At 41.6% G+C, this 22,970-nt stretch carries 11 protein-coding genes; 7 read left to right on the forward strand and 4 right to left on the reverse strand.

Annotated elements, in window-relative coordinates; genetic code table 11:
- Nucleotides 1-8 precede the first annotated feature (8 nt).
- The 4 genes from J4N25_RS19805 (at nucleotide 9) to J4N25_RS19820 (ending at nucleotide 8,487) form a co-directional block, all read left to right on the forward strand.
- Entirely contained in the window at nucleotides 9-3,056 is a 3,048-nt protein-coding gene (locus tag J4N25_RS19805; protein ID WP_207423542.1) for a SusC/RagA family TonB-linked outer membrane protein, read from the forward strand.
- Between the two features lie 18 nt (nucleotides 3,057-3,074).
- Nucleotides 3,075-4,817, forward strand: coding sequence for a RagB/SusD family nutrient uptake outer membrane protein (locus J4N25_RS19810; RefSeq protein ID WP_207423543.1), 1,743 nt, complete (start codon nucleotides 3,075-3,077; stop codon nucleotides 4,815-4,817).
- 93 nt (nucleotides 4,818-4,910) lie between these two features.
- The gene (locus tag J4N25_RS19815; RefSeq protein WP_207423544.1) at nucleotides 4,911-7,211 is read left to right on the forward strand and encodes a glycoside hydrolase family 3 N-terminal domain-containing protein; all 2,301 of its coding nucleotides are present in this window, start codon (nucleotides 4,911-4,913) and stop codon (nucleotides 7,209-7,211) included.
- A gap of 184 nt (nucleotides 7,212-7,395) precedes the next feature.
- On the forward strand, nucleotides 7,396-8,487 hold the full coding sequence (locus J4N25_RS19820; RefSeq protein WP_207423545.1) for an alginate lyase family protein: 1,092 nt from the start codon (nucleotides 7,396-7,398) through the stop codon (nucleotides 8,485-8,487).
- A gap of 1 nt (nucleotide 8,488) precedes the next feature.
- Here J4N25_RS19820 and J4N25_RS19825 read toward each other — a convergent pair whose 3' ends face one another.
- From J4N25_RS19825 to J4N25_RS19840, 4 genes are all read right to left on the reverse strand, one after another.
- Nucleotides 8,489-9,613 carry a glycoside hydrolase family 18 protein gene (locus tag J4N25_RS19825; RefSeq protein ID WP_207423546.1) on the reverse strand — a complete coding sequence of 375 codons (1,125 nt, stop codon included), beginning with the start codon at nucleotides 9,611-9,613 and terminating at the stop codon, nucleotides 8,489-8,491.
- Between the two features lie 7 nt (nucleotides 9,614-9,620).
- Nucleotides 9,621-10,829 carry a DUF5009 domain-containing protein gene (locus tag J4N25_RS19830; RefSeq protein ID WP_207423547.1) on the reverse strand — a complete coding sequence of 403 codons (1,209 nt, stop codon included), beginning with the start codon at nucleotides 10,827-10,829 and terminating at the stop codon, nucleotides 9,621-9,623.
- Nucleotides 10,830-10,943: 114 nt separating this feature from the next.
- Entirely contained in the window at nucleotides 10,944-12,824 is a 1,881-nt protein-coding gene (locus J4N25_RS19835; protein WP_207423548.1) for a RagB/SusD family nutrient uptake outer membrane protein, read from the reverse strand.
- Between the two features lie 11 nt (nucleotides 12,825-12,835).
- Nucleotides 12,836-15,904 (reverse strand): SusC/RagA family TonB-linked outer membrane protein, encoded by a 3,069-nt coding sequence (locus tag J4N25_RS19840; protein WP_207423549.1) that lies wholly within the window; start codon nucleotides 15,902-15,904, stop codon nucleotides 12,836-12,838.
- Between the two features lie 616 nt (nucleotides 15,905-16,520).
- Between J4N25_RS19840 and J4N25_RS19845 the strand changes: the two genes are divergently transcribed.
- Genes J4N25_RS19845 through J4N25_RS19855 form a run of 3 tightly spaced genes read left to right on the forward strand, consistent with a single transcriptional unit; the run spans nucleotide 16,521 to nucleotide 22,963 of the window.
- Nucleotides 16,521-19,208, forward strand: coding sequence for a glycoside hydrolase family 2 TIM barrel-domain containing protein (locus J4N25_RS19845; RefSeq protein ID WP_242695955.1), 2,688 nt, complete (start codon nucleotides 16,521-16,523; stop codon nucleotides 19,206-19,208).
- 29 nt (nucleotides 19,209-19,237) lie between these two features.
- Complete coding sequence (locus J4N25_RS19850) at nucleotides 19,238-21,736, forward strand: glycoside hydrolase family 2 TIM barrel-domain containing protein (protein WP_439648770.1); 2,499 nt, start codon at nucleotides 19,238-19,240, stop codon at nucleotides 21,734-21,736.
- A 60-nt stretch (nucleotides 21,737-21,796) separates the two neighbouring features.
- Nucleotides 21,797-22,963: a glycoside hydrolase family 88 protein gene (locus J4N25_RS19855; protein WP_207423551.1), complete on the forward strand. Its 1,167-nt coding sequence runs from the start codon at nucleotides 21,797-21,799 to the stop codon at nucleotides 22,961-22,963.
- The last annotated feature ends 7 nt before the right edge of the window (nucleotides 22,964-22,970 follow it).

Raw genomic sequence — 22,970 nt, forward strand, 5'->3', positions numbered from 1 at the left:
CATTCTTTATGAGACTTAATCTAAAATTTTTAGGCCTCCTGTTATTTATATTCGCAGGAACCTTATCTATATATGCGCAGAAGCCGGATCAGAACCTGACCGTAAACGGGATAGTGTTAGATCAAAATAAAAAGCCTCTGGCGGGAGTAAATATTTCCGTACAAGAGGCAAAGAGCAAGAGTACAAATACAGGAGCGGACGGTGCGTTCAATATTTCTTGTACAACCAGCGATGCCATTGTTTTTCAACTTACAGGGTATAGTACGCTGATAAAGCCTGCGGCCGAACTTAAGGGCGCAACAATTGTGCTTGAGCGAACACTATTGTATGCAGGCGACCAGGATAATGTTTATATCCCTTTTGGCGTACGTAAGAAAAGGCAAGTGAGTGCTACTATCAGTTCTATCGACGGCGATCAACTGCCTCAACTTCCTTCATCGTCTTTAAATACCGTTCTCTCAGGCCGTGTTTCTGGGCTTTACATTTACCAGAATGGTTCTCAGCAACCCGGGTACGATGTTTCATCATTTATGATCCGCGGTCGCTCTTCCTATAATAACAACCAGGAGCCACTGGTTCTTGTAGATGGAGTTGCGCGTGCTTTTGAAGCCATGGACCCGAATGAAATTGAAAGTATTAGTGTTTTGAAGGATGCGGCTTCGTTGTCCTGGTATGGTATGTATGGAGCAAACGGTATTATTTACGTTAAGACCAAACGTGGCTCCGCAACTCAAACCAGGGTTACTGTTGATGCTCAAAACGGCTGGCAAACTCCCATGCAAATAACTAAGCCACTCGATTCATACACTTTTGCAAATTTATACAATGAAGCTCAGGTGAACAGTGGCACTACTCCAACATATAGCGATGCTACACTTGCAGCTTACAGGGATCCTTCCTCTAATCAGTATTTGTATCCTAATAACAATTTTGTAGACAGGTTTACTAAGGATATCACTCCTGTGCAACGTTATATTGGTACTGTCAGCGGAGGAAATGCTTTTATCAAGTACTACACGATGATCAGCTACCTTAACCAGGCAGGTTTTTACCAGGGAGCAGAAAATCCTCTTTATGACGCCAATACAAATTTCAAGCGGTACAATTTAAGGACTAACCTCGACCTCCATGTAAACAAGTCCCTCGACGTAAGTTTAGACGTGGGAGGAAGAATAACTAATCTTCGCTTTCCAAGGGTAGGAACATCAAGTATTCTTTCTGCTATTTATAGCACCCCTGCAAACGCATTCCCTGTATTAAATGAAGACGGTACTTACGGTGGGACTTCAAATTTTCAGGCAAATAACCCCTTAGCAATGCTTCAGGCAGGTGGAGTAAGTACCGATGTGGGACGAAACATGCTCGCCACAATTAATGTTCGTCAGAAGCTCAATTCTTTAGTTGAGGGATTAAGTTTAAATGCATTATACTCATATGATGTAAGAGGACTTTTCAGGCATGGTTTTACTCAAAGCTTTGAGGTTTATCAGCGTAATGATAATGGTAGCTATTCTCGTTTCGGTAATGCAACCGTGGCAAACTATTCCGCAAACGAGTTCAGGGAGAATTTTAGGAACAATGAACTGTGGATTGGATTTGATTACGACAAGAGTTTCGGAGACCATAGTTTTAATTTTTCAAACAGATTCACGCGAGGCGTTGCTACTACATTCCTGGCACTGGATGAAAAAAGAGAGGGGATTTCTAATCGACTAACTTATGGATTCAAACAGCGGTATTTTGTTGATCTTATAGGTTCCTATTACGGTTCTGAAAACTTCAAACCAGGTAAACGATATGGTTTCTTTCCTGCATTCTCTGCTGGCTGGATAGTTTCAGATGAAAACTTTATGAAATCTGCCGCTTTCCTTAACTATTTAAAGTTAAGAGGAAGTTATGGATTGATGGGCAGTGATGCCTTGGGACTTTCCAGAAGATTCTCCTTTAACAGTACCTGGAACAGAGGGGGAACAGGATACAATTTTGGTACGGGCTTCAATGGAGCAAACGGTTCAACAGAGCGTACGCTGGGTAATGAGAATTTGACATGGGAAAAGGTTAAAAAAGCAAGTTTAGGTTTTGATAGCCAGTTCTTCAAAAATGCTATATCTCTTTCTGCTGATTACTTCTACGAGAATCGTTCTGATCTATTGACAGGATCACTACTGCCTAATATACTTGGACAGTCTTTAGTTAATGTAAACGAAGGTGAAGGTGAATACAGGGGGCTGGAAGCGGATATCAATTTTAACAAAAAGATAGGCAACTTAAACTTGAATATCTTTGGTAATTACACTTATACCAAAAGTAAAATTGTTTCAATTAATGAGAGTGCGGGATTGCCAGAGTATCAGAAAAGAAAGGGGCGTGCGATTTCCAGTGTTATCCAGGGGAACTCATATGTTAACTCTTTCTTAAAGTCTGAAGGTATTTTCCAAACTCAGGCAGAAATTGATAATGCCCCTGTACAACGTTTCTCAAGAACAGTTAAACCAGGCGATATAAGATATAAAGATATTAACGGCGATAATGTTATCGATAACCTTGATTTCTCTGTTACTGATTACAATTTCGTACCTAAAGCTTTCTTTGGTTTTGGCGCTAATGCATCGTTCAAGAACTTCGACATTTCGTTTCTTTTTCAGGGAACAGAAGGACGCACCATCTCAATTAAAGATTTGGTTAATGCGGGTAATAACAATACCGGATATGTTAACCAATTTAGTGTAAACCGTTGGACTCCTGAAACAGCGACAACAGCAGAATACCCACGCCTAGCAATCGGGGATCGTGATAATAATACCCAAAATTCAGACTTCTGGCTTCGTTCAGGGGACTATTTACGTCTTAAAAATGCAGAATTTGGATATACATTACCCTCCTCTTTGACTAGTAAAGTAAAGCTTTCCACTTGCCGGTTTTTTATCAGCGGACTGAATCTGCTAACTTTTGACAAGCTTAAAGGTCTGGACATTGATCCCGAGTTACCAGAAGCTGGGTATTCTTCCTATCCCTACATGCGCATTTACTCGATGGGCTTAAATGTTAAGTTTTAATATTAAGGATTGCAAAAAATGAAAACGAAGATATTTTATACTCTTTTACTGGCAGTTGGAATTCTGGCAGTTTCCTGTAAGGATGACTTTCTACAGGACGGAACTATTCCGGCAGATGGGGATGTAACAGAGGAGCAGTTTTGGAACCACCCTGACTGGTCAAGGAACTATCTGAACAATATTTATTCTCATGTAGAACATAGGTTTAACGTGTTGGGTGAATGGTCTCTTTTAGCCAACGCGTCTGATGAAGCAATAAGCTCTAATCCAAACAGCGATATCAGTATTTTCAATAATGGTACCTGGGGGCCAGTTAGAACTGTTGATGATGTTTGGACAGATATGTACAGCGGGATCCGTAAGACCAATATTTTTCTTGAGAAAATTAAGACTGCGAATATCGTTCCTATGAATGGTCTTACTTATGATGAGGATGTTAAAAGAATGCGCGGTCAGGCATTTTTCTTAAGAGCATTCTTTTTATTTGAGCTGGTTAAGAGATACGGAAGTGCGGTTATTATAACAAGGGAGTTAAGTCCAGGTGAAAATCTGAATTTGCCAAGAAATTCATTCGAAGAATGTGTTCAGCAAATCACTCTGGACTGTGATTCTGCAATTGCAAGGTTGCCGCTTTGGACAAGAGACTGGATGATTGGAGACCCTAATAATAGTCCAAACACAGCTAATTACGGTAGGGCAACGCAGACCGCCGCAATGGCTTTAAAATCAAGAGTTCTGTTATATGCAGCTAGTCCTTTATATAACCCCGCCGGAGATCAAGCTAAATGGCAAAAGGCTGCGGATGCAGCAAAGGCGATTATTGATGTGAATAAACACAGCCTTTTTAATAATTACGGTAATATCTGGATGTGGAATACGGCTGCGAATCAATATAATAATGAGGTTATTTTCGCGACACAAACCTATAATGCGGCCGAGTTTGACCGCCAAAATGCTCCGGTTAGTTATGAGGGAGGTCTTGGACGCACAAATCCAACTCAAGAGTTGGTAGATGCTTTTGAAGTGAGAACCACAGGCCGTCTTATATCTGATCCTTTGGCTGTCTATAGTGATGCAAATCCTTATGCTAACCGTGATCCGCGGCTTGCATTTTCCATTTTGTTCAATGGACAAACCTATAAAACTACCACGCCAGCATCAGTTGTTGAAACCTTTATCGGGGGGAAAGATGGAATTGGGGTGAATGTTAATGCGACAAAAACTGGTTATTACCTTCGCAAATTTATGGACCCGGCTGCTTCATGGAATAGCAATCCGGTTGTTAACCGTCGTCGTCCTTGGATTCTATTCCGTTATGCTGAAACCCTTTTAAATTACGCAGAAGCCTTAAATGAAGCACAAGGAGTTGCGTCAATGACCCAGGTACTGGCAGCCATAAACCAAATCAGGGCAAGAACAGGTGTTGCCATGCCAGCGCTCCAAACTACAAATCCAGCAGGAAATGGTTATGTAGCTCCGACAAAAGAAGCTATCAGGGCAAGGATACGCAATGAGAGACGTGTGGAGTTATGCTTTGAAGAGCATCGCTTCTATGATGTTCGTCGATGGAAAGAAGGGGAGATCTACTTCAATAAGCCAATAACCGGTATGCGTATTACAAAAAATGCAAATGGCACTTTCAATTACGAAAGATTTAATGTTGAGAATAGGGTGTTTACAGAGAAAAACTATCTGTTCCCGATTTCCCAAAGTGAACTGAACCGCGCTCCTGCGTTAGGTCAAAATAAAGGATATAACTAGTGTGTGTTTGAGGCGGGGCCATTTAAAACAATTTGTGTCCCGCCTTTCATTAATTCTAAAGCAGGGGAAAAATGTCCCTGATATTTTACAAATATGTTTAAAATAACCTTCACGGGCCACGGCTCAAAAATTGGAAAGGGAGTGTTTAGAAGGTTCTTCCATGCCTCAGGAAAAGCTCTTTTGGGAACAGTTGTTTTTTTTAATCAGTTATATGAGCCTTCCTTTGCACAGGTAGGGCTGAATATTGATGCTAAAGTTGAAAACCTTCTCGCTAAAATGACCCTCGAGGAGAAGGTAGGGCAGTTGAACCAATACACGAGTGATCGATTAGCTACAGGTCCTCTCACTGAGAATAGCAGTAAATACAACGAAATTAAGGAGGGGAAAGTTGGTTCTATGCTTAATGTACGGGGGGCTAAGGATACGAGGATGGTGCAGGAACTTGCGTTGCAGTCGCGACTGAAAATTCCTCTTTTGTTTGGCTTGGATGTGATTCACGGCTATCGCGTTACCTTCCCTATCCCATTGGCCGAGGCTGCAAGCTGGGATCTGAAAGCTATAGAAACTTCAGCAAGGGTTTCGGCAGCAGAAGCTGCTGCGGCTGGTATTCACTGGACATTCGCCCCAATGGTGGATATCTCCCGCGATCCGAGATGGGGAAGAGTGATGGAAGGTGCCGGAGAAGATACTTATCTTGGTTCTTTGGTCGCCAGAGCAAGGGTAAGAGGTTTTCAGGGTAAAGGATTGGGCAATACTGATGCAGTAATGGCTTGTGTAAAGCATTTCGCAGCTTATGGAGCCGCCATAGCCGGTCGTGATTACAACACCGTTGATATGAGCGAAAGGCTGTTATGGGAGACTTATTTACCACCATTTAAGGCTGCTGCAGACGAGGGTGCCGCAACCTTTATGAATTCTTTCAATGATTTGAATGGCATTCCGGCCACGGGTAACAGCTATCTTCAGCGAGATATTTTAAAAGGGAAGTGGAACTTTAAAGGCTTTATAGTAAGCGACTGGGGTTCAATAAAGGAGATGGTTCCTCACGGCTTTGCCAAAGACAATTACGATGCGGGGCGGCTGGCAATAAACGCTGGAAGTGATATGGACATGGAAAGCCGCAGTTATATTACCAGCCTGCCAGGCCTGGTTAAAGAGGGTAAGGTTTCCGTGGCCCAAATCGATGATGCGGTTAGAAGAATTCTTCGGAAGAAGTTTGAATTGGGCTTATTTGAAGACCCTTTCAGGTTTAGTAATGAAAGCAGGGAAAAAAAGATCCTTAATTCAGACGCTAATAGAAAGGCCGCGCGTGAAGTAGCAGAAAAGAGTATCGTATTATTAAAAAATCAGAATCAGCTGCTACCTCTTTCTAAAAGCCTTAAAAGCATAGCTGTAATAGGCCCCTTGGCTAAGTCGAGCGAAGATATGAAGGGTTTCTGGTCGGTAAAATGGGACAATGACCACCTCGTATCTCTATACGAAGGTCTGGAGAACAAAGTGGGTAAGCAAACCAAACTTCTGTATGCCAAAGGCTGTGGTATTTCAGATACTACTTCTGCTGGATTTAGTGCGGCTGTAGAGACTGCCAGAAAGGCCGATGTGGTGATCATGGCAGTAGGAGAGGCTTTCGATATGAGTGGAGAAGGAAAAAGCAGGGCTGAGATTAAATTGCCCGGATGCCAGGAAGAACTTATCAAAGCGGTAAAAGCAACTGGAAAGCCTGTGGTGGTTTTGGTGATGGCAGGGCGTCCTTTGATATTTAACTGGACGGCCGACAATGCTGACGCTATAATGTATACCTGGTGGTTAGGTAGCGAAGCCGGAAATGCTATTGCAAATGTGCTTTATGGCGATTATAATCCTGCAGGAAAACTTCCCATGACTTTTCCTCGCTCTGAGGGTCAGATCCCTCTTTTCTACAACTATAAAAACACTGGAAGACCATCTTTAAACGAGAACGATAAAACGTACAGGTCTGTATATATTGATTTGCCTAATACTCCGAAGTATGCATTTGGCTACGGATTGAGCTACACTTCTTTTGCTCTGAGCGATTTGAAGCTTGACAAACAAAGGTTGAAGTCGTCAGATTCTCTTACAGTAAGCTTTACCCTTAAAAATATTGGTAAATATGCAGGGGAAGAGGTTGTTCAACTTTATATTCAGGATCTCGTAGCTAGTGTTACCAGACCTATTAAAGAGTTGAAAGATTTCCGGAAACTAATGTTAAATCCGGGAGAAAGCAAAACGCTCTCTTTTACCATTAACAGGGAAAAGTTAGCCTTTTACGATCAGCAGATGAATTGGAAAGCCGAGCCGGGTGAGTTTAAACTGATGATCGGCTCTGCCTCAGATAATTTACCGCTTCAAAGCAAGTTTGAACTGGTAGAGTAATTAATCAATACGAATTACCACAAGGTTCAGAGAGGGACACAAAGTAAAATGAGTAAATTGGTTCAAAAAATGCTTTCTTAGGATAAGCAAATCTGTGCCCTTTCTGATCTTGTTGGTGATTATGCTTCAACTCCCGGATCAAAGCCTTTGAAGTCCTGATTTAGAAATAATATATAGTCATTTGATGAGAAATATCTTAGCACTATTACTTTTATTCCCTTTAGCTCAATTGAATGCTCAAGATGTAAGTTTTAGAAATGCCGAACTAAAGTTGTTGAAGAAGGAATTGAAGGATAATCCCAGAGCCAGGGATATAGTTAAGGAATTTGAAAGCAGGGCTGAAAAAGCATTAGCGGATGAAACAGACCCCATCAAACTGATTCAATCCCAGGGACTTTTAATGGGGAATCCGGACAAGATGGCTAGTTTGAAATCATTGGGTGATGTGAATAAGATTTTTGCTTTCTCGCTTAGCTACAGACTGAAAGGTGAAAGGAAATATCTCAATAAGGCAACTGAGTTTTTGAAAGCCTGGGCGCGGGAAAATAAGCCCGACGGAAACCCGATCAACGAGACTAAACTCGAGGATCTGGTTTTTGGATATGACATGATCCGAAAAGATATTGCTAAGAAGGATCGCAGCGAAATTGATGCATGGTTAGATGCAATGGCGACCGCGGAGGTGAATCACCCCTCAGGGAAAGGAGATAAGGGCACTGCTGTTAATAACTGGAATTCACATCGTATAAAGATGATGACGATGATCAACTATATTCTTAAAAATGGAAAGTATGATAAGATAGTTGAGACCGAGTTAAAAAGGCAGTTGGAGGTAAATTTGAATCCCGACGGCTCAACCCATGATTTTTACGAACGTGATGCACTTAACTATCATATTTTCAGCGTGGAGCCTTTGCTGAAAACGGCCATAGTAATAAAAAGAGCCTCAGGGAAAAATTACTTCACAGTAGAATCCTCAAAAGGTGGCTCGATAAAGAAATCTACCGATTTTCTGGTACCCTTTATGACAGGTGAAAAGACGCATAAAGAGTTCCAAAATAGTAGAGTTGCTTTTGACAGACAACGCGCCAGCAATAACGAAAAAGGTTTCATGGTTGCCAATTTTATTCCTTCTAAAGGAATTGTGGCCCTTGTTACAGCCGAGTATTTTGATCCAGCTTATTTGGACGTGATAAAGAAGGCATCCGGTGATGAGAATTACCTGGAATGGCAGTTGTTAGTAAATAAGGTACGAAGAATGGCTGAAGAGAAATAGATCATTTCCCCAGCACCTTGTTTATCTCATTTAATAAGTACCCTTTTTCATCATTGTCATACTCCCAGAACATTACTCCGGCCATACCCTTCTCCAACACGTAGTCACATTTATGTTTTACAGACCATTCATTATCATAGGTCACAAATAGGTGAATTTGTTCATTATATAAATAGGGCGCCTTTGCATCCTCGTCACGATATTCTTTAAAGCCATTTTTGTTTACCAGGCTATCTTTTATCTTCGAATACCCATCTCCAAAACTCTGAGAGATTATTTTACCTCCAAGTCCGGTTTTACTCTCGTCAGAGACCTTCATGTTCCTGCCGTAAAAAGCAATTCCCATTACTAGTTTACTAACCGGTACTCCCGCGGCCATGTATGCTTTTACAGCATTATCTGCAGAGTTATTAGAAGGGTTAAGTGAAGATGAATAGAGGTTGGTATGATGACCTGCTAAGGTACTCGAATAGAAGTCGTAGGTCATAATATTGATGTAATCCAAGTATTGCTGGGCCTGGCTCAATTCAGTATTTTCAAGAAAAGAGGAAAACCCTCCGGTCGCAGTTGTAAGGAGCAAATCTTTTTTGCTTAGTTTTTCCAGGTTATCCAGTTCTCTTCGTAATTCGGCAAACATCAATGTGTAGTTTTGCTTATCCTCAGGGCGATATACATTTCCAGATTCTCCAGCCATTCCCGGGTATTCCCAATCGATGTCCACCCCGTCAAGTTGATATTTCTTAATAATGTCTACTGCACTTTTGGCGAAGGCTTTACGGGTAGTATCAGTAAAAACTGCATCAGAAAAATTTTCGCTCCAGGACCAGCCCCCAATAGAAATGAGGATTTTTAAGTCCTTGTTTTTAATCTTTAAGGCATTAAGCTTCCTAAAATTGATAGTGTCTGTCTTTTCATTTTCCAGGTAGGCTTTACCATCCTTGATGTTGACAAATGCATAATTGATATGGGTGATTTTTTGAGCTTCAATTATGGACGTGTTGATCAGCCCCTTGTATCCACCGGCATAGGCAATAATAACAGGTTTATTTGCTTTTTTCTGAGCATAAGCCAGCTGAATTGAAAATAGGATAGAAAGGGCCAGAAGGCGCAGTATGATGACTTTCATATTTTGTTTAAATTTTTAAAGTGATACCTTTCTTTTCGATGTATCCAACGAAAAGAATAACAAGAAATGCAATGGATATGGATCTAAAGACCCCCGGAACACCTGAATTCAAAAGGCTGGGATACCAGAAATGAAAAATCTCGAAACCAGAGTATAGCAGGTAGGGAATAAGATAGCAAGTAAGTGTACTAGTTCCTGCGGGTTTGATAATATTAAACCATTTCCCTTTTCCCTTCCGGTCAATGATGATCGCGAATAGACAAAAAGCAAGAATACTTAATCCAGTACAAATAAAGACCCAGGCCGGAGTGGAGTTTATTTTTGAAATACCACCTGATAGAGGGGAAAGGATTATTCCTATGGTAATGGATAAAATAGCAGCAATTGGAAAGTAAAGAAGCCTATCAGGCCTAAGTCTGTTATAGATGGGTATCGTAAACATTCCCGACATCATGAGTACTATACTTGAAGCATCATTAATTATAGGAATACCGAAATGAATAAGATTTAAATGAGAAAGAATGTTGATAGCACAAAATACAAAGAGCAAAAGGCCCTGGCCAATGATGTTGTACCTGACCGTCAAAAATAAAAAGGAAGTAACCAGGTAAGCCCAGCCGATTATTCCTAGAATTCCCCACCAGGAGGTCTGCATCCCCACCAGTTTCCCATCGCTTTCTCCCTTGTAAATGTAACAGAGAATAAGCAGAATAAATACACCCCCCGCTCTTATGATAAACCGGAGGTTTTTAGACCAGGTATTGGGATACTTAAGCCAGATCATGAAAAAGCCAATAGTAGCCAGAATAATCCACACTGATCGAGGAAGGATTGCAGCCGGACTATAGGTTTCAGAGTTAACATGAAAGAATCCCATCACGATTAATGCAGCAGCTCGTGACAAAATATAAAGGGATATGGATGTAGAGGATTTCCCTTTATTTATTCTATTTGAAATTGCCAGGGGAATGGACAGGCCTGCGATAAAAAGAAATGCAGGGAAAATTGTATCTGCGAAACCTAATCTGCTCTCATTTATGTCGGCGTGCTCTACCCAGACAGGTATGTTTGAAACGCTGCTTATGTCGTTTACAAAGATCATTAGGAACATAGTGACTGCTCTTAGAACATCTATTGATTGCATTCGCGTTCCTACATGTTTTGGTGCAGATTCAGAATAAGTTGCTGTATAGATGTCTGGGATAATATGAGTCATAGGTTTTATTGCTAAGAAAAAAACACGGGGCTATTGAACCCCGTGTGTAACCAATTTATATAATTCCGGAATGATGAGAAGGATTGATGAATCCTGCCGGAGAAGTGAGGCAAATTATTCTGTTATTTTATCCAATGGCGCAACGTTATTTTCCCAACCCGAATAACCTTTGTTTTGGTTGATCCGGCCATTAGTATTAAAACGTTGTGCATCTGCAGGAACTGGCCATAGAACGTGGTAGGGTGCTATCCTATATTTAACACCTTGTACTGTAGGTACCTCATTCTTATAGAAGTCATTCTTCTCTATAATTCTATCATAGAAGAAGTTGTTGTCTGAGAAAGCCGCCGATGTATAAGTTTTACCATTGTAAGCAGGCTTACCTGTAGAAGCAAAGATGTAGGCAATACGTGTAAGCTCTGTCTTTCTCGGTTCTTCCCAATAAAGCTCGCGTGCTCTTTCATCAAGTATAGTACCTATGTTTACTTTTGATGCATCTGTTAATAATTGAGCTTGAGCACGTCCTCTTACTGCATTTATATCTGCCATTGCAAGTCCGGGGTCACCTTTCCAATAGTAGGCTTCAGCTCTTAGCAACAATGTCTCAGCTACCCGGAAAACATACCAATCTGTATTCGTACCTCTTGGCGGAGTCCAATAAGGATCGTTCGCATATTGGTTGGTAGAATTGATGAAGACTTTATAGTGGGGCCAACCAAACCAATGGCGAATCGTATCAAAACCTCCATTAGTAAACCTCTGATTTAAGTTAGAGCTAGAGTATTCCTGGAGTGGCTTCCCGTAAAGAGCCTTATCTGCTGGATCATTGGAGGTTTTTAAAGCGGGGTTATTATATACCAGGTCGGTCATATCCATCCACATTCCTTTCGCATGGCGTAAGTCTGTGTTATCCGTCCAGATATACTTGGTGCTGTATGGCGTCCCACGGTAGCGGCCAATACCCCGGCCATACATTCTTGTAAGTGGAAATTCTGCAGTTACAGCATCTACGATACCTTGTTTCCCGGTAGGTGTTTTTAGGTTGGCAAAATGCCATGCAGGAACACAATTCCGCATTACCTGGCTTCCGAAAGGGGTAAATCCGGAAGCTAGGTTGTCCCGGTCAATAACCAGGAAAAGAGCTTCTCTGTTGGTACTTAAGGCTTTATTATCCATCCTGTGGAGGTCCCAAACCACATTTTTCGTGGCGTCGCCCGCAGTGCTGCCAAACCTTTGCGTCATCAGGCCATAAGGAGACCCATTTATAACACTTGTTGCAGAGGCAATAGCATCATCAAATTTTCCTAGCGCGAGGTTAATTTTGGTTAAAAGATGGTTTACTGCTCCTTTTGTAACTTCCCCCTTACTTACGTTATCTGATACCCAGGTTTTGGCCAGGTCCAGGTCTTCTTTCATCTTTTGCAAGATCACCTCTCGCTTTGTAGAGTAGAAGTCTTTCCTCGGCTCAGACAAGTCTTTCAGGATTAGAGGTACGTCTCCAAACTGATGCACCAAACGGTAGTAGAAATAGGCTCTGTAGAAGTAAGCTGATCCCAGGATTGCATTTTTTTCTGCATCAGAAGTATATTTTGGGCGGTCGATGTTTGTGATTATAGTGTTAGCATACCGTACTCCCCTAAATCCCTCGTCCCAATAATATCCAATCTTGTTATAGTCATTATTGTTCAGTTCGGCATCAGGCGTAATTCTGGTGATTAGATCCTGAGCAGGAGTGCTTTTATCAGTAGTACCTTCTACGGCAACATCGGAGAATATAGATTCCGTCAACATCGGAGCTGAGTCCCCAAAGTATTCTCCACGTACTTGTAAACCACATTGATTTAACATTGCTTTCATTGCTGTTGCATTACCAAGGGAGGTTTCAGGAGCATAAGTAGACAACTGATCGGCGTCTAAATAGCTTTTTTGACAGCCGCTTGTCGCCAAAAGGGCTGCGGATAGGAAAAATATGCTGAGTTGTTTTCGAGTATTCATCTTCATAAACTTTATAGGGTTACATTAAGCCCAAGCGTATAGTAGCGTGGGGTTGGTCCGTTGTTTTGGGGGTCCCAATAGTTCCAGGTAGGGGCGTAAAGACCAGCATTATTTACATTCACATAAAGCTTAGCACTTTTTAACCTAACTTGGTTCACTAATTTATTAGGGACAGAATAAGCAAGTGCAACTGTGTTTAGCCGGATAAAAGAGTTATCACGATAGACACCGAAGTTTGTTCCACTTAATCCGGAATTTAAACGAGCGAAGTCATTACGTTGATTTTCAGGGGTCCAGTAGGGAAGGACATAGGAAGAAGAACGTCCAAATCCAACGCTTCCTGGCTGATTTTTAGCCTGATCGAACCGCTTTTTCTGTCCCCAATTAGAAAGCAGCTGGAAGGAGAAATCGAAGTTTTTAAGAATATTAAACTCGTTTCTCATCGACCATGTGAATCTAGGACTTGTATAGCCAAGGAACTGTTTATCAAGGTCATTGTAGACATAGTTCCCGTCCACGTCTTGTAGCTTAAAATCGCCTGCTTTTATTCCCTTATTAAATTTTGCAGCTTCTGTAAGCTCATTCTCCTGCCAAACGCCTAAGATCTTATAATCCCATATCACATCGATATCTTTTCCGATAAACCAGCCATTCCCAGGGTCGTCTGTAGGGCTTGCTAGCATTATAATCTGGTTTCGGTTAAAGAAAAGATTGAAGTTTGTATTCCAGTTAAAATTGTCTTTGCGGATGTTTTTGGTATTTAAGCTAAACTCGAAGCCACGGTTTGAGACTTTGGCGATATTTGAGAATACGTTGTTATACCCGGATACTCTAACAACCGATTCCCTTATTAATAGATCGGAAGTCTGTTTGTCGTAAACTTCTATAGTTCCCCCAATTCGGTCGCGAAGTATAGAAAAGTCAAGGCCGGCATTGAAGGAAGCCGTTTGCTCCCATTGTAAATTCGGATTAGGCATTCTGGCATTTAAAGCTGCGGTATTTGCTTCAACGGCTGTTCCGCTTGGTGTTACTAGCTGATATTTTCCTGTATTTAAGATTGCTAGCGCAGCATACGGGTCAACAGTACCATTGTCTGGATTTCTCAAATCTCTATTGCCGTTTATCCCATAAGAAACCCTTAACTTTCCGTAATTAAGCCATGGAAGTGATTTCATGAAGGATTCTTCTGTAAAAGTCCAGGCAAGCGCTGCTGCCGGAAATACAGCTCTCTTGGATTTCACACCGAAAACAGAGTAACCATCCCTTCTTACCGATAACGTTAAGTTATAGCGTTGCATTAGGCTATAGTTTAACCTACCCATTAAAGCATCGCCGGTATAAATCTTATCTTCAGAATTTACTGCAGGTTTAACTCCGCTCGATACATTATGGTAGGATAGGAAATCACCGGGTACAAACCCTTCATTGTATGCCGATGTCCACCATGTTTGATACTTCTCGGCATTTGCAAGGAGCGTTACATCTACATTGTGGATCTTGGCAAAAGTTTTGTTCCATTTTAGAAGATTGTCTATTTGCCAGTTGTAACGGGTTTCCTGAGCTCGGGTAACAGAACCTCCCGGAGTCGTTACATTGGGGTTCAAGGAAGAGGCGTGATTGAAAGTTCTGAAGTGATCAATTCCCGGACTAAAGTTAAGTTGATAAGATATTCCAAAGGGTAGTGCAACCTTTGTAAAGAGGCTTCCAAATAGAGTGTTTTGTCTATCAAATCTGCCGTTATAGGTCATGTCAAGGAAGGGGTTCCTTGCATTTAGTCCGTTATCATCTGTTGGAATACGACGCAGTGTCCCATCTGCGTTGTACATGTCACCGTATGGCGATAAGTTGACGAGCTGACCCCAGTCTGCCTCAATAGCTCCCTCATTTCTGTCGGCATATTGCAGGTTAAGTCCGAGGGTAAGAAATTTTGCAGCCTTCGCCTCTAAATTAACACGGGTACGAAAAGTGCTGAATTGGCCACCCTTGATTAAGTTCTCATTTTTCAAGTAGCCAAGAGACATATAGTAGTTCACCTCGTCTTTTCTTCCAGCAATACTTACTGTATGATCTTGTCTTTGTCCTGTTTGGAAAATTTCATCGTACCAGTTTGTGGTCTTTCCCGCCTGATAGTTAGCTTGCTCATTTGCAACCAGGCCAAGGCGGTCAAGCCAGATCTTAGTGAGATCTCCTGAAACGCCGTTTCGCCATTGCGTCTCCGTAATGCCATCAGGTAAATTGTTAGGGTTATTGTAAAGATAGGCAGGACTAGTAGCACCGCTTCTCATAACGTCTGCCCGCCAGTCTAAAAATCCCTGACCGTTGTAAACATCCTGGTCTCTGGCAAGCTTCGCCAAACCAATGTTGGTATTAACAGTAATGGTAGGAGTGCTGCTTTTCCCTTTTTTAGTAGTAATTGCTACTACTCCTGTTGCTGCTTTCGCTCCAAATACCGCAAGTGAACTTGCATCTTTAAGGACGTCTACTGTTTCAATGTCGTTAGGATTAATATCCGAAAGCTGCCCGTTATAGATCACTCCGTCCAAAACAATTAAAGGGGATGTACCCGCACTTAAAGTTGTTTTTCCGCGAACGAGAAGATCTCCTCCGCCTTTTGCGCTGGTATTTAAACCTACGTTAAGCCCGGGAATATTACCTCGAAGGATATCAGAAACACTTTGAGGGTTCTCATTTTCCAACTGTGTAGCTTTTACGCTGGAAACTGCCCCTGTTACATCTTTTTTAGTTGCTGTGCCATACCCAATAACAACCACTTCCTGTAGTTGTGTATTGTCGGTCCGAAGCGTAACATTTACTGTTGCTCGATTATTAACGGGCACCTCCTGCATAGAAAAGCCTATACTGTTGAACACCAAGGTTGCCGTTGGAGGAACGGAGATGGAATATCTTCCATTTGCATCGGTGGCCGAACCTCTGCTTGTTCCTTTTTCTTTTACAGATACCCCAGGCTGGGTTTCCCCTTTACTGTCTTTCACAACTCCTGTTACAGTAATGTTCTGTGCCCTCGCACCTGCGATGATGACAAATAAAAACGCAATTAGTAGCGTAATTTTCTTTCTCATAATTATTGGTTAGTAATAAATTGAATAAACATTGCATTAACGGGAGGCTAAGGTATATGCAATAATTGAATTATAAAGCATGTAAATAGCTGTTAATCAAACACTTAAAATGTTTTTAATGCGTTTGGTTAACAATCGCCATAACTCCTAAATGCTTGATAAACAGCATGGTCTTTTTCTGATATCACTATGGTTTGATACGCAAAAAGAGCAATTAAAAAAAATTAAAAAAATTGGTAAAGGTCTTATATAGATCCTGTAACAAGCGTATTCACTGAAAATTCCGAAATTTTAATCATTGTGTTTTAAACGTATCAGAAGTAGAAATTCAAGAACATTGCACTTAATCTTATCGCATATCTATCAACGAAATAGCTAATTGTGCTGCTGGGATTTAAGCGTATTGTTTTTAATTTAATACTTTGATTTTCAATATTTTATGTAATTTTTTTCTTGTTTGATTAGAGAATTCTGCACTAACTTTACGGAACCAATTATAGACAAAGGCCATGTCAACCTACTTTTAAAAGGTTCTGATGGTAGATCATCCGGTTTTAAAAAAGGATAAGTCTGTAGGAGATGAATAAAAGCGGAAATGAAATTAGAGTGTACTTTAATGCGATTCAAATTTAGAAGAACCTTTGCCGGACTAAAATTTTATGGAATGGTTGCTTGCATAGCTGCCATGTTTAATATTTTTCCCGCAACTGCTCAGCAAGGCAGATTAATTGTAAACCTGAATCAGGGATGGCACTTCACAAAGGATTCTGTTATTCCGGAAGAAACAGGTGTAAAAGTCAGTTGGAAGAAGGTAAACCTTCCTCACAGCTGGAACTCGGAAGATGTAATGGACGACAAGCCTGATTATTACAGAGCAGCCTGCTGGTACCGGAAGGAACTTCCCATTAACGAGTCTCTCAAGGGAAAAAAGCTCCTTCTTCAATTTGATGGGGCCAATCAGGTTAGCGAGGTGTATATAAATGGCCAACATGCTGGAACTCACATAGGAGGTTACACAGCCTTTAGTGTTCCGGTTGATGAATATATAAACTTTGAGGAGACCGCTATAAATACTCTTCTTGTTAAAGTAGACAACAGTCATAATGATAATATTCCGCCGCTTTCGGCCGACTTTACTTTTTTCGGAGGGATTTACCGCAATGTAAATCTTATCGTTAATGATCCTGTTCACTTTCTTCAATCGCGCGGAGCAAGCAGCATTTTCATTACTACACCGTCTGTGTCAGAAAAACAAGCTTCTGTTCTAATCAGAAGTGTTGTTCAAAATCAATCTGCTACATCCAGGAAAATACTTCTTCGAAATACCATACAAGACGCTTCCGGAAAGGTTATCAAAGAAAAAAATACATCAGTTTCTTTGAAGGCAGGAGAGCGGCGGGAGTTGAGCCAGGTTACAGATAATATTCAAAATCCTTCTTTATGGACACCCGAAAACCCCTACCTATACCGGGTATTTACTCAAATCAAGGATGCTAAAACAGGGGAGATTTTGGACCAGGTGACAAATCCTTTAGGATTGAGATGGTTTAAGTTCGACGCAAACACAGGCTTTCATCTTAACGGGAAGCCGTATAAGCTCATTGGAGCGAGCCGTCACCAGGATTTTAAGGGCATGGCAAACGCGATCCCGGATAACTATCATTACAATGATGTTAAACTGTTGAAGGATATGGGTGCAAATTTTTTACGTGTAGCCCATTATCCTCAAGATCAGACTGTACTTAATGCTTGTGATGCTCTTGGTATCCTTACATCAATAGAGATTCCAGTGGTTAATGCTATAACTGAGACCGAAGAGTTCTATAATAATTGCCGTAATATGCAGGTAGAGATGATCAGGCAGAATTATAATCATCCTTCTGTTATTCTTTGGGGCTATATGAACGAGATCATGTTACGCCCTAAATTTATTGGGCAGGCAGAACGCCAAAAGGTGTACTATGGAAATATTACGAAACTGGCACAAACTCTCGATAGCCTTACACGGGCCGAAGATCCCACTAGGTATACTATGATCGCGCATCACGGCGACTTTAACAGGTACAAACAAGCCGGCCTGATTGACATACCTCAGGTAGTGGGCTGGAACCTGTACCAGGGCTGGTATTCAGGATCAATTTCGAATTTCTCGGACTTCCTCGATCGATTCCATAAAGAGTATCCAAACAAGCCCCTTATGGTTACAGAATATGGAGCAGATGCTGACCCTCGTATCAGGTCTTTAAGCCCTGAACGTTTTGATAAGAGTATTCAATATTCTTTGAATTTCCATGATGTCTATCTTAAAGCGATGTTGGAAAGGCCTTTTGTTGCAGCTGGGATGATTTGGAACCTGGCTGATTTCAACTCAGAAACAAGAGAGGAAACAATGCCTCATATTAATAATAAGGGGTTGCTTACGCTGGAAAGAAACGCAAAAGACCTATACAGGTTCTATCAATCCCAGTTGCTGAAGAGGCCTTTCATAAGCATTTCAGACTGGAGAAAGCGGAGCGGAATAACTGATTCTGCATCTTCAGTTTGTACACAAGAACTAGATGTTTTCTCTAATGCAACAGAGGTGGAATTATTCAAGGATGGTGTATCGCTTGGAAGCAGAAAGCCAATGAACGGCCGGTTCACCTGGCTTGTACCTTTTAGCAATGGGCAGAACCGGGTCGAGGCACGATGTCTGATTGAAGGTAAAGAGTATCGCGATGTTGCCCATCTGAACTTTGATATTCAGTCCCGGGATAACATTCAGCATCTGAACGTGCTACTTGGAGCCAGACGCTTTTTTGAGGACGATAAAGGCCAGGAGTGGATCCCTTCGACCCAATATAAACAAGGCTCATGGGGTTATATTGGAGGTACTCCGTTTAAAGCGGGAAATACAAGGCAGAGTTATGGAACTGATCGTAATATTAAGGAAACAGATAATGACCCTATTTATCAAACACAGGTTACAGGAATACAGAAGTATAAACTTGACGTAGCCGACGGTGAGTATTCACTCACACTTCATTTTGCCGAATTAACCACATCGGAAACGAAGGAAGCTCTTGCTTACAACCTGGACAATTCTGTGCAGAAGAATAAAGCAGAGGAGAGAGTTTTCAATATTTCCATAAACAAGGTACCTGTATTACAAAAGCTAAATATTGCCAAACGTTACGGTCCTCTTACAGCGGGTTTTGAAACGATAAAAGTGACAGCAGAAAACGGGAAGGGAATAGAGATCTCTTTCGACGCCTTAGTGGGCCAGCCGGTATTAAATGCTTTGCAGTTAACTAAAATTAATTAGAAGAAGCAGACCTTAAAAATCAAAGATCAATCGTGAGAAAAGTTTATACTTTAATTCTTAGCCTTCTGGTAATCACTCTCAACTGTTTTAGTCAAAAAACGAAGCGTTTGAACGAGGGATGGCAATACCTTCGACAGGATTTAGGAAGCGTATGGCAAGCTGTCAGGCCAGTAGCAAAGGGAAGTTCAGAAAGTGTACCCTTATGGCAAAGTGTTAGCTTGCCCCATTGCTTTAACGCTCAGGACGGGGTAGATCCAGATGTTAACTATTACCAGGGGCCGGGCTGGTATAGAACAAACATTCAAGTCGATAATCCATACAAACAAGGCCGTACCTTATTGCAATTCGAAGGGGCTGGTCAGAAAACTTCTGTTTATATATATACTACAAAAGTTGCCGAACATGTGGGTGGCTATGATGAATGGACAGCCGACATAACGGAAGCGGTTGAGGCCTTTAAGAAAACCGAAGTATTTCAAAAGCAGTTTAAAGGGTTTGTTCCTGTATCAATTCGTTGCGATAATTCGCGTGATACGGAAATGATTCCCTCTAGCCTAAGTGACTTTAATATCTATGGAGGTATTTACCGTTACCTTAATCTTGTTTATGTCCCTTCTCTAAGTTTTGATAAGATCTTTGCTGAAGCTGTTTTGAATGAAGATATGAAGACCGGTACTATCCAGGTAAGAGGACGTTTTTATAACCCTCATAATCTTGCCGGTGGAAATGTTGTTCTTAAACTTAAAGATTCCAAAGGCAAGGAGATCCGGACAATAACAAGCACTTTAAGATCCCTTAGTGGAGATTCTAAACTGGGAACTTTTGAAGTCAAAGGCCCTAAGCAATGGCATCCGGAGAACGCCGTGTTGTACACAATTGAAGCATCCGTAGTTACCCCTGAAGGAATATTTCGCCAGGCAGAAAAAGTTGGCTTTCGCAGATTTGAATTTCAGGAGAAGGGTCCTTTTATTCTTAACGGAAAAAGGTTGCTTCTTAGGGGAACACACCGGCATGAAGATCATGCAGGTGTGGCGGCGGCAATGACTGAAGATCAAATAAGGAAGGAAATGCAGCTTATCAAAGATATGGGTGCAAACTTTATTCGTCTGGGACACTACCAACAATCCCGCATAGTACTCAATCTTTGTGATAGCCTCGGTATTCTGGTATGGGAAGAGATCCCTTGGTGCCGTGGAGGCCTCGGTGGTGTAATATATCAGAACCAGGCAAAAGGAATGCTGACTAATATGATTGAGCAGCATTATAACCATCCATCAGTTATCATTTGGGGATTGGGGAATGAAAACGACTGGCCTGGAGATTTTCCTACTTTCGATCAGCAGCAGATCCGTGCTTTTATGAAAGAGCTCAACGATCTGTCTCACCGTCTTGATCCAGTACGAAAAACAGCTATACGCCGCTGTGATTTTTGCAAAGATATTGTTGATGTTTATTCACCTTCAATTTGGGCGGGCTGGTATCGTGGAATTTACACAGAATACAAAAAGGTGTCTGAAGAAGAGAATCAGAGGGTAAAACATTTTTTCCATGCGGAGTGGGGAGGGGATAGTCATGCCCGTCGTCATTCGGAAAGCCCCGACAATGCCTTGATCCAGGTGAAGGAAGGTGAGGGTGCAGACGAGCGAGCAGGAGATGCATCACTTTTCGGTGGACCTGCACGGGTCTCTAAGGACGGCGATTGGAGCGAATCGTATATCTGTAATTTGATGGATTGGCATCTTAAAGAACAGGAAACGATGCCCTGGTTAAGCGGCTCCGCATTCTGGACGTTTAAAGATTTTTCTACACCGGTCAGACCAGATAATCCAGTACCTTATGTGAATCAGAAGGGAGTTGTTGAACGCGACCTTACTAAAAAAGAGGCCTATTATGTATTTCAGTCTTACTGGACAACAAAGCCAATGGTGCACATCTACGGCCATAGCTGGCCTGTAAGATGGGGGGATGCCGGTCAATCAAAAATGGTGAAGGTCTATTCAAATTGTGATAAAGCCGAACTTTTCCTGAACAACAAGAGCTATGGTGTTAAAACAAGAAACAGCCAAGACTTTCCTGCAGCTGGCCTGCGTTGGAGTCTACCTTTTGAGGGCGGAAAAAATACAATCAGGGTGGTTGCCACCAAAGGGCGAAGGGTTATCTCAGATACCCTGAGCTTTGACTATGAAACGCGAAAATGGACCAAGCCTGCTAAACTTGAAATTCGAAAGCTGGGAGAGCAGGATGGCGTCACGACAGTAGAAGCTAAATTGTTTGATGCAGCAGGGGTACAGTGTCTGGATGCGGCAAATGTCGTAAAGTTTAGTCTCACAGGAGATGGCAAATTGATTGATAACCAGGGAACGTCAACAGGGTCAAGAGTTGTTCAGTTATATAACGGAAGAGCTATTATCAAAGTGAATACTCAGCAAGGCAGCAGCGTTATAGGCGCATCTGTAGACGGAATCAAAACAGCTTTTTTAAATTTAGGAGAGGCTGGCCCTATTCTTAGAACTAGTCTTGAAAGGTAGAGGAGGTGAATTACCTTGCTTAAAAAATCAGAACACATACTTTAAAAAAAACACCAATATATGAAACGGACATTAGTTCTAATTACGCTTGTTGCTAGCTTAAGTACCCTTTATGCCCAAAAAGTTAATGTAAAGAAGGAGTTTAAATTTGCTCAGAGTCAGACAGACTACATGCTTCAGGAAATACCAAAAGCTGAGTCAAAGCCAGAGCAGGTTTCGCCAAGAACTTTTGAGAATGGCAAGCTTAAATTAGTAGTTTCAAAAGACTGGACCAGCGGCTTCTTCCCCGGGATCTTGTGGTATTTGTATGATTATACAAAAAGTCCGAAGTGGCTGGAAGAAGCAAAGAAATTCACCGCTAAGATTGAGAAAGAGCAGTTCAATAAAGGTACCCACGATTTGGGTTTCATGATCTACTGCAGCGTAGGAAATGCCTATCGTTTAACCAAAGACGAGAGATATAAACCAATAATTATTCAGGCAGCTAAATCCCTTTCCTCTCGTTTTAACCCTCAAACTGGAGTTATCCGGTCATGGGATCACCATCAGGACATTTGGCAGTACCCGGTAATTATTGATAACATGATGAATCTGGAACTGCTGTTCGATGCTACTAAATTCTCAGGAGATTCAACGTTTTACAAACTTGCTGTAACACATGCTAATACCACAATGAAGAACCATTTTCGTCCTGATTACAGTTCCTACCATGTGGTGGATTATAACCCTCAAACTGGAGCTGTGAACAAGAAGATGACCCATCAGGGCTATGCTGATGAATCAGCATGGGCAAGAGGACAAGCATGGGGGCTTTATGGATTTACTCTTTGCTACCGCGAAACGAAGGACCAAAGATATCTTGATCAGGCAAATCATATTGCTGCCTTCATTCTAAATCATCCATCAATGCCGAAAGATCTTGTTCCATACTGGGACTATAACGATCCGGCAATACCTAATACCAGTCGCGACGCCAGTGCTGCAGCAATTACAGCTTCTGCCTTATATGAGCTCGCGGGCTATGCAAATAATAAAACATACAGGGAAAAGGCCGATGCTATTCTTTCCTCTTTAAGCAAAGGCTATCATTCTCCTAAAAATCAGAATGGGGGCTTCATTCTTATCCACAGTACAGGCCACCGTCCTGCAAAAAGTGAAATTGATGTTCCTTTGACTTATGCAGATTACTACTACCTGGAAGCATTATTAAGGAGTAAAAAGAACTAAGGTTAAG

The organism is Desertivirga brevis, from assembly GCF_017355835.1.

What these genes read in the sequence shown, in the direction of transcription:
- J4N25_RS19805 (WP_207423542.1), top strand. Translation starts at nt 9, where the DNA reads ATGAGACTTAATCTAAAATTTTTAGGCCTCCTGTTATTTATATTCGCA.
- J4N25_RS19810 (WP_207423543.1), top strand. Translation starts at nt 3,075, where the DNA reads ATGAAAACGAAGATATTTTATACTCTTTTACTGGCAGTTGGAATTCTG.
- J4N25_RS19815 (WP_207423544.1), top strand. Translation starts at nt 4,911, where the DNA reads ATGTTTAAAATAACCTTCACGGGCCACGGCTCAAAAATTGGAAAGGGA.
- J4N25_RS19820 (WP_207423545.1), top strand. Translation starts at nt 7,396, where the DNA reads ATGAGAAATATCTTAGCACTATTACTTTTATTCCCTTTAGCTCAATTG.
- J4N25_RS19825 (WP_207423546.1), bottom strand. Translation starts at nt 9,613, where the DNA reads ATGAAAGTCATCATACTGCGCCTTCTGGCCCTTTCTATCCTATTTTCA.
- J4N25_RS19830 (WP_207423547.1), bottom strand. Translation starts at nt 10,829, where the DNA reads ATGACTCATATTATCCCAGACATCTATACAGCAACTTATTCTGAATCT.
- J4N25_RS19835 (WP_207423548.1), bottom strand. Translation starts at nt 12,824, where the DNA reads ATGAATACTCGAAAACAACTCAGCATATTTTTCCTATCCGCAGCCCTT.
- J4N25_RS19840 (WP_207423549.1), bottom strand. Translation starts at nt 15,904, where the DNA reads ATGAGAAAGAAAATTACGCTACTAATTGCGTTTTTATTTGTCATCATC.
- J4N25_RS19845 (WP_242695955.1), top strand. Translation starts at nt 16,521, where the DNA reads ATGCGATTCAAATTTAGAAGAACCTTTGCCGGACTAAAATTTTATGGA.
- J4N25_RS19855 (WP_207423551.1), top strand. Translation starts at nt 21,797, where the DNA reads ATGAAACGGACATTAGTTCTAATTACGCTTGTTGCTAGCTTAAGTACC.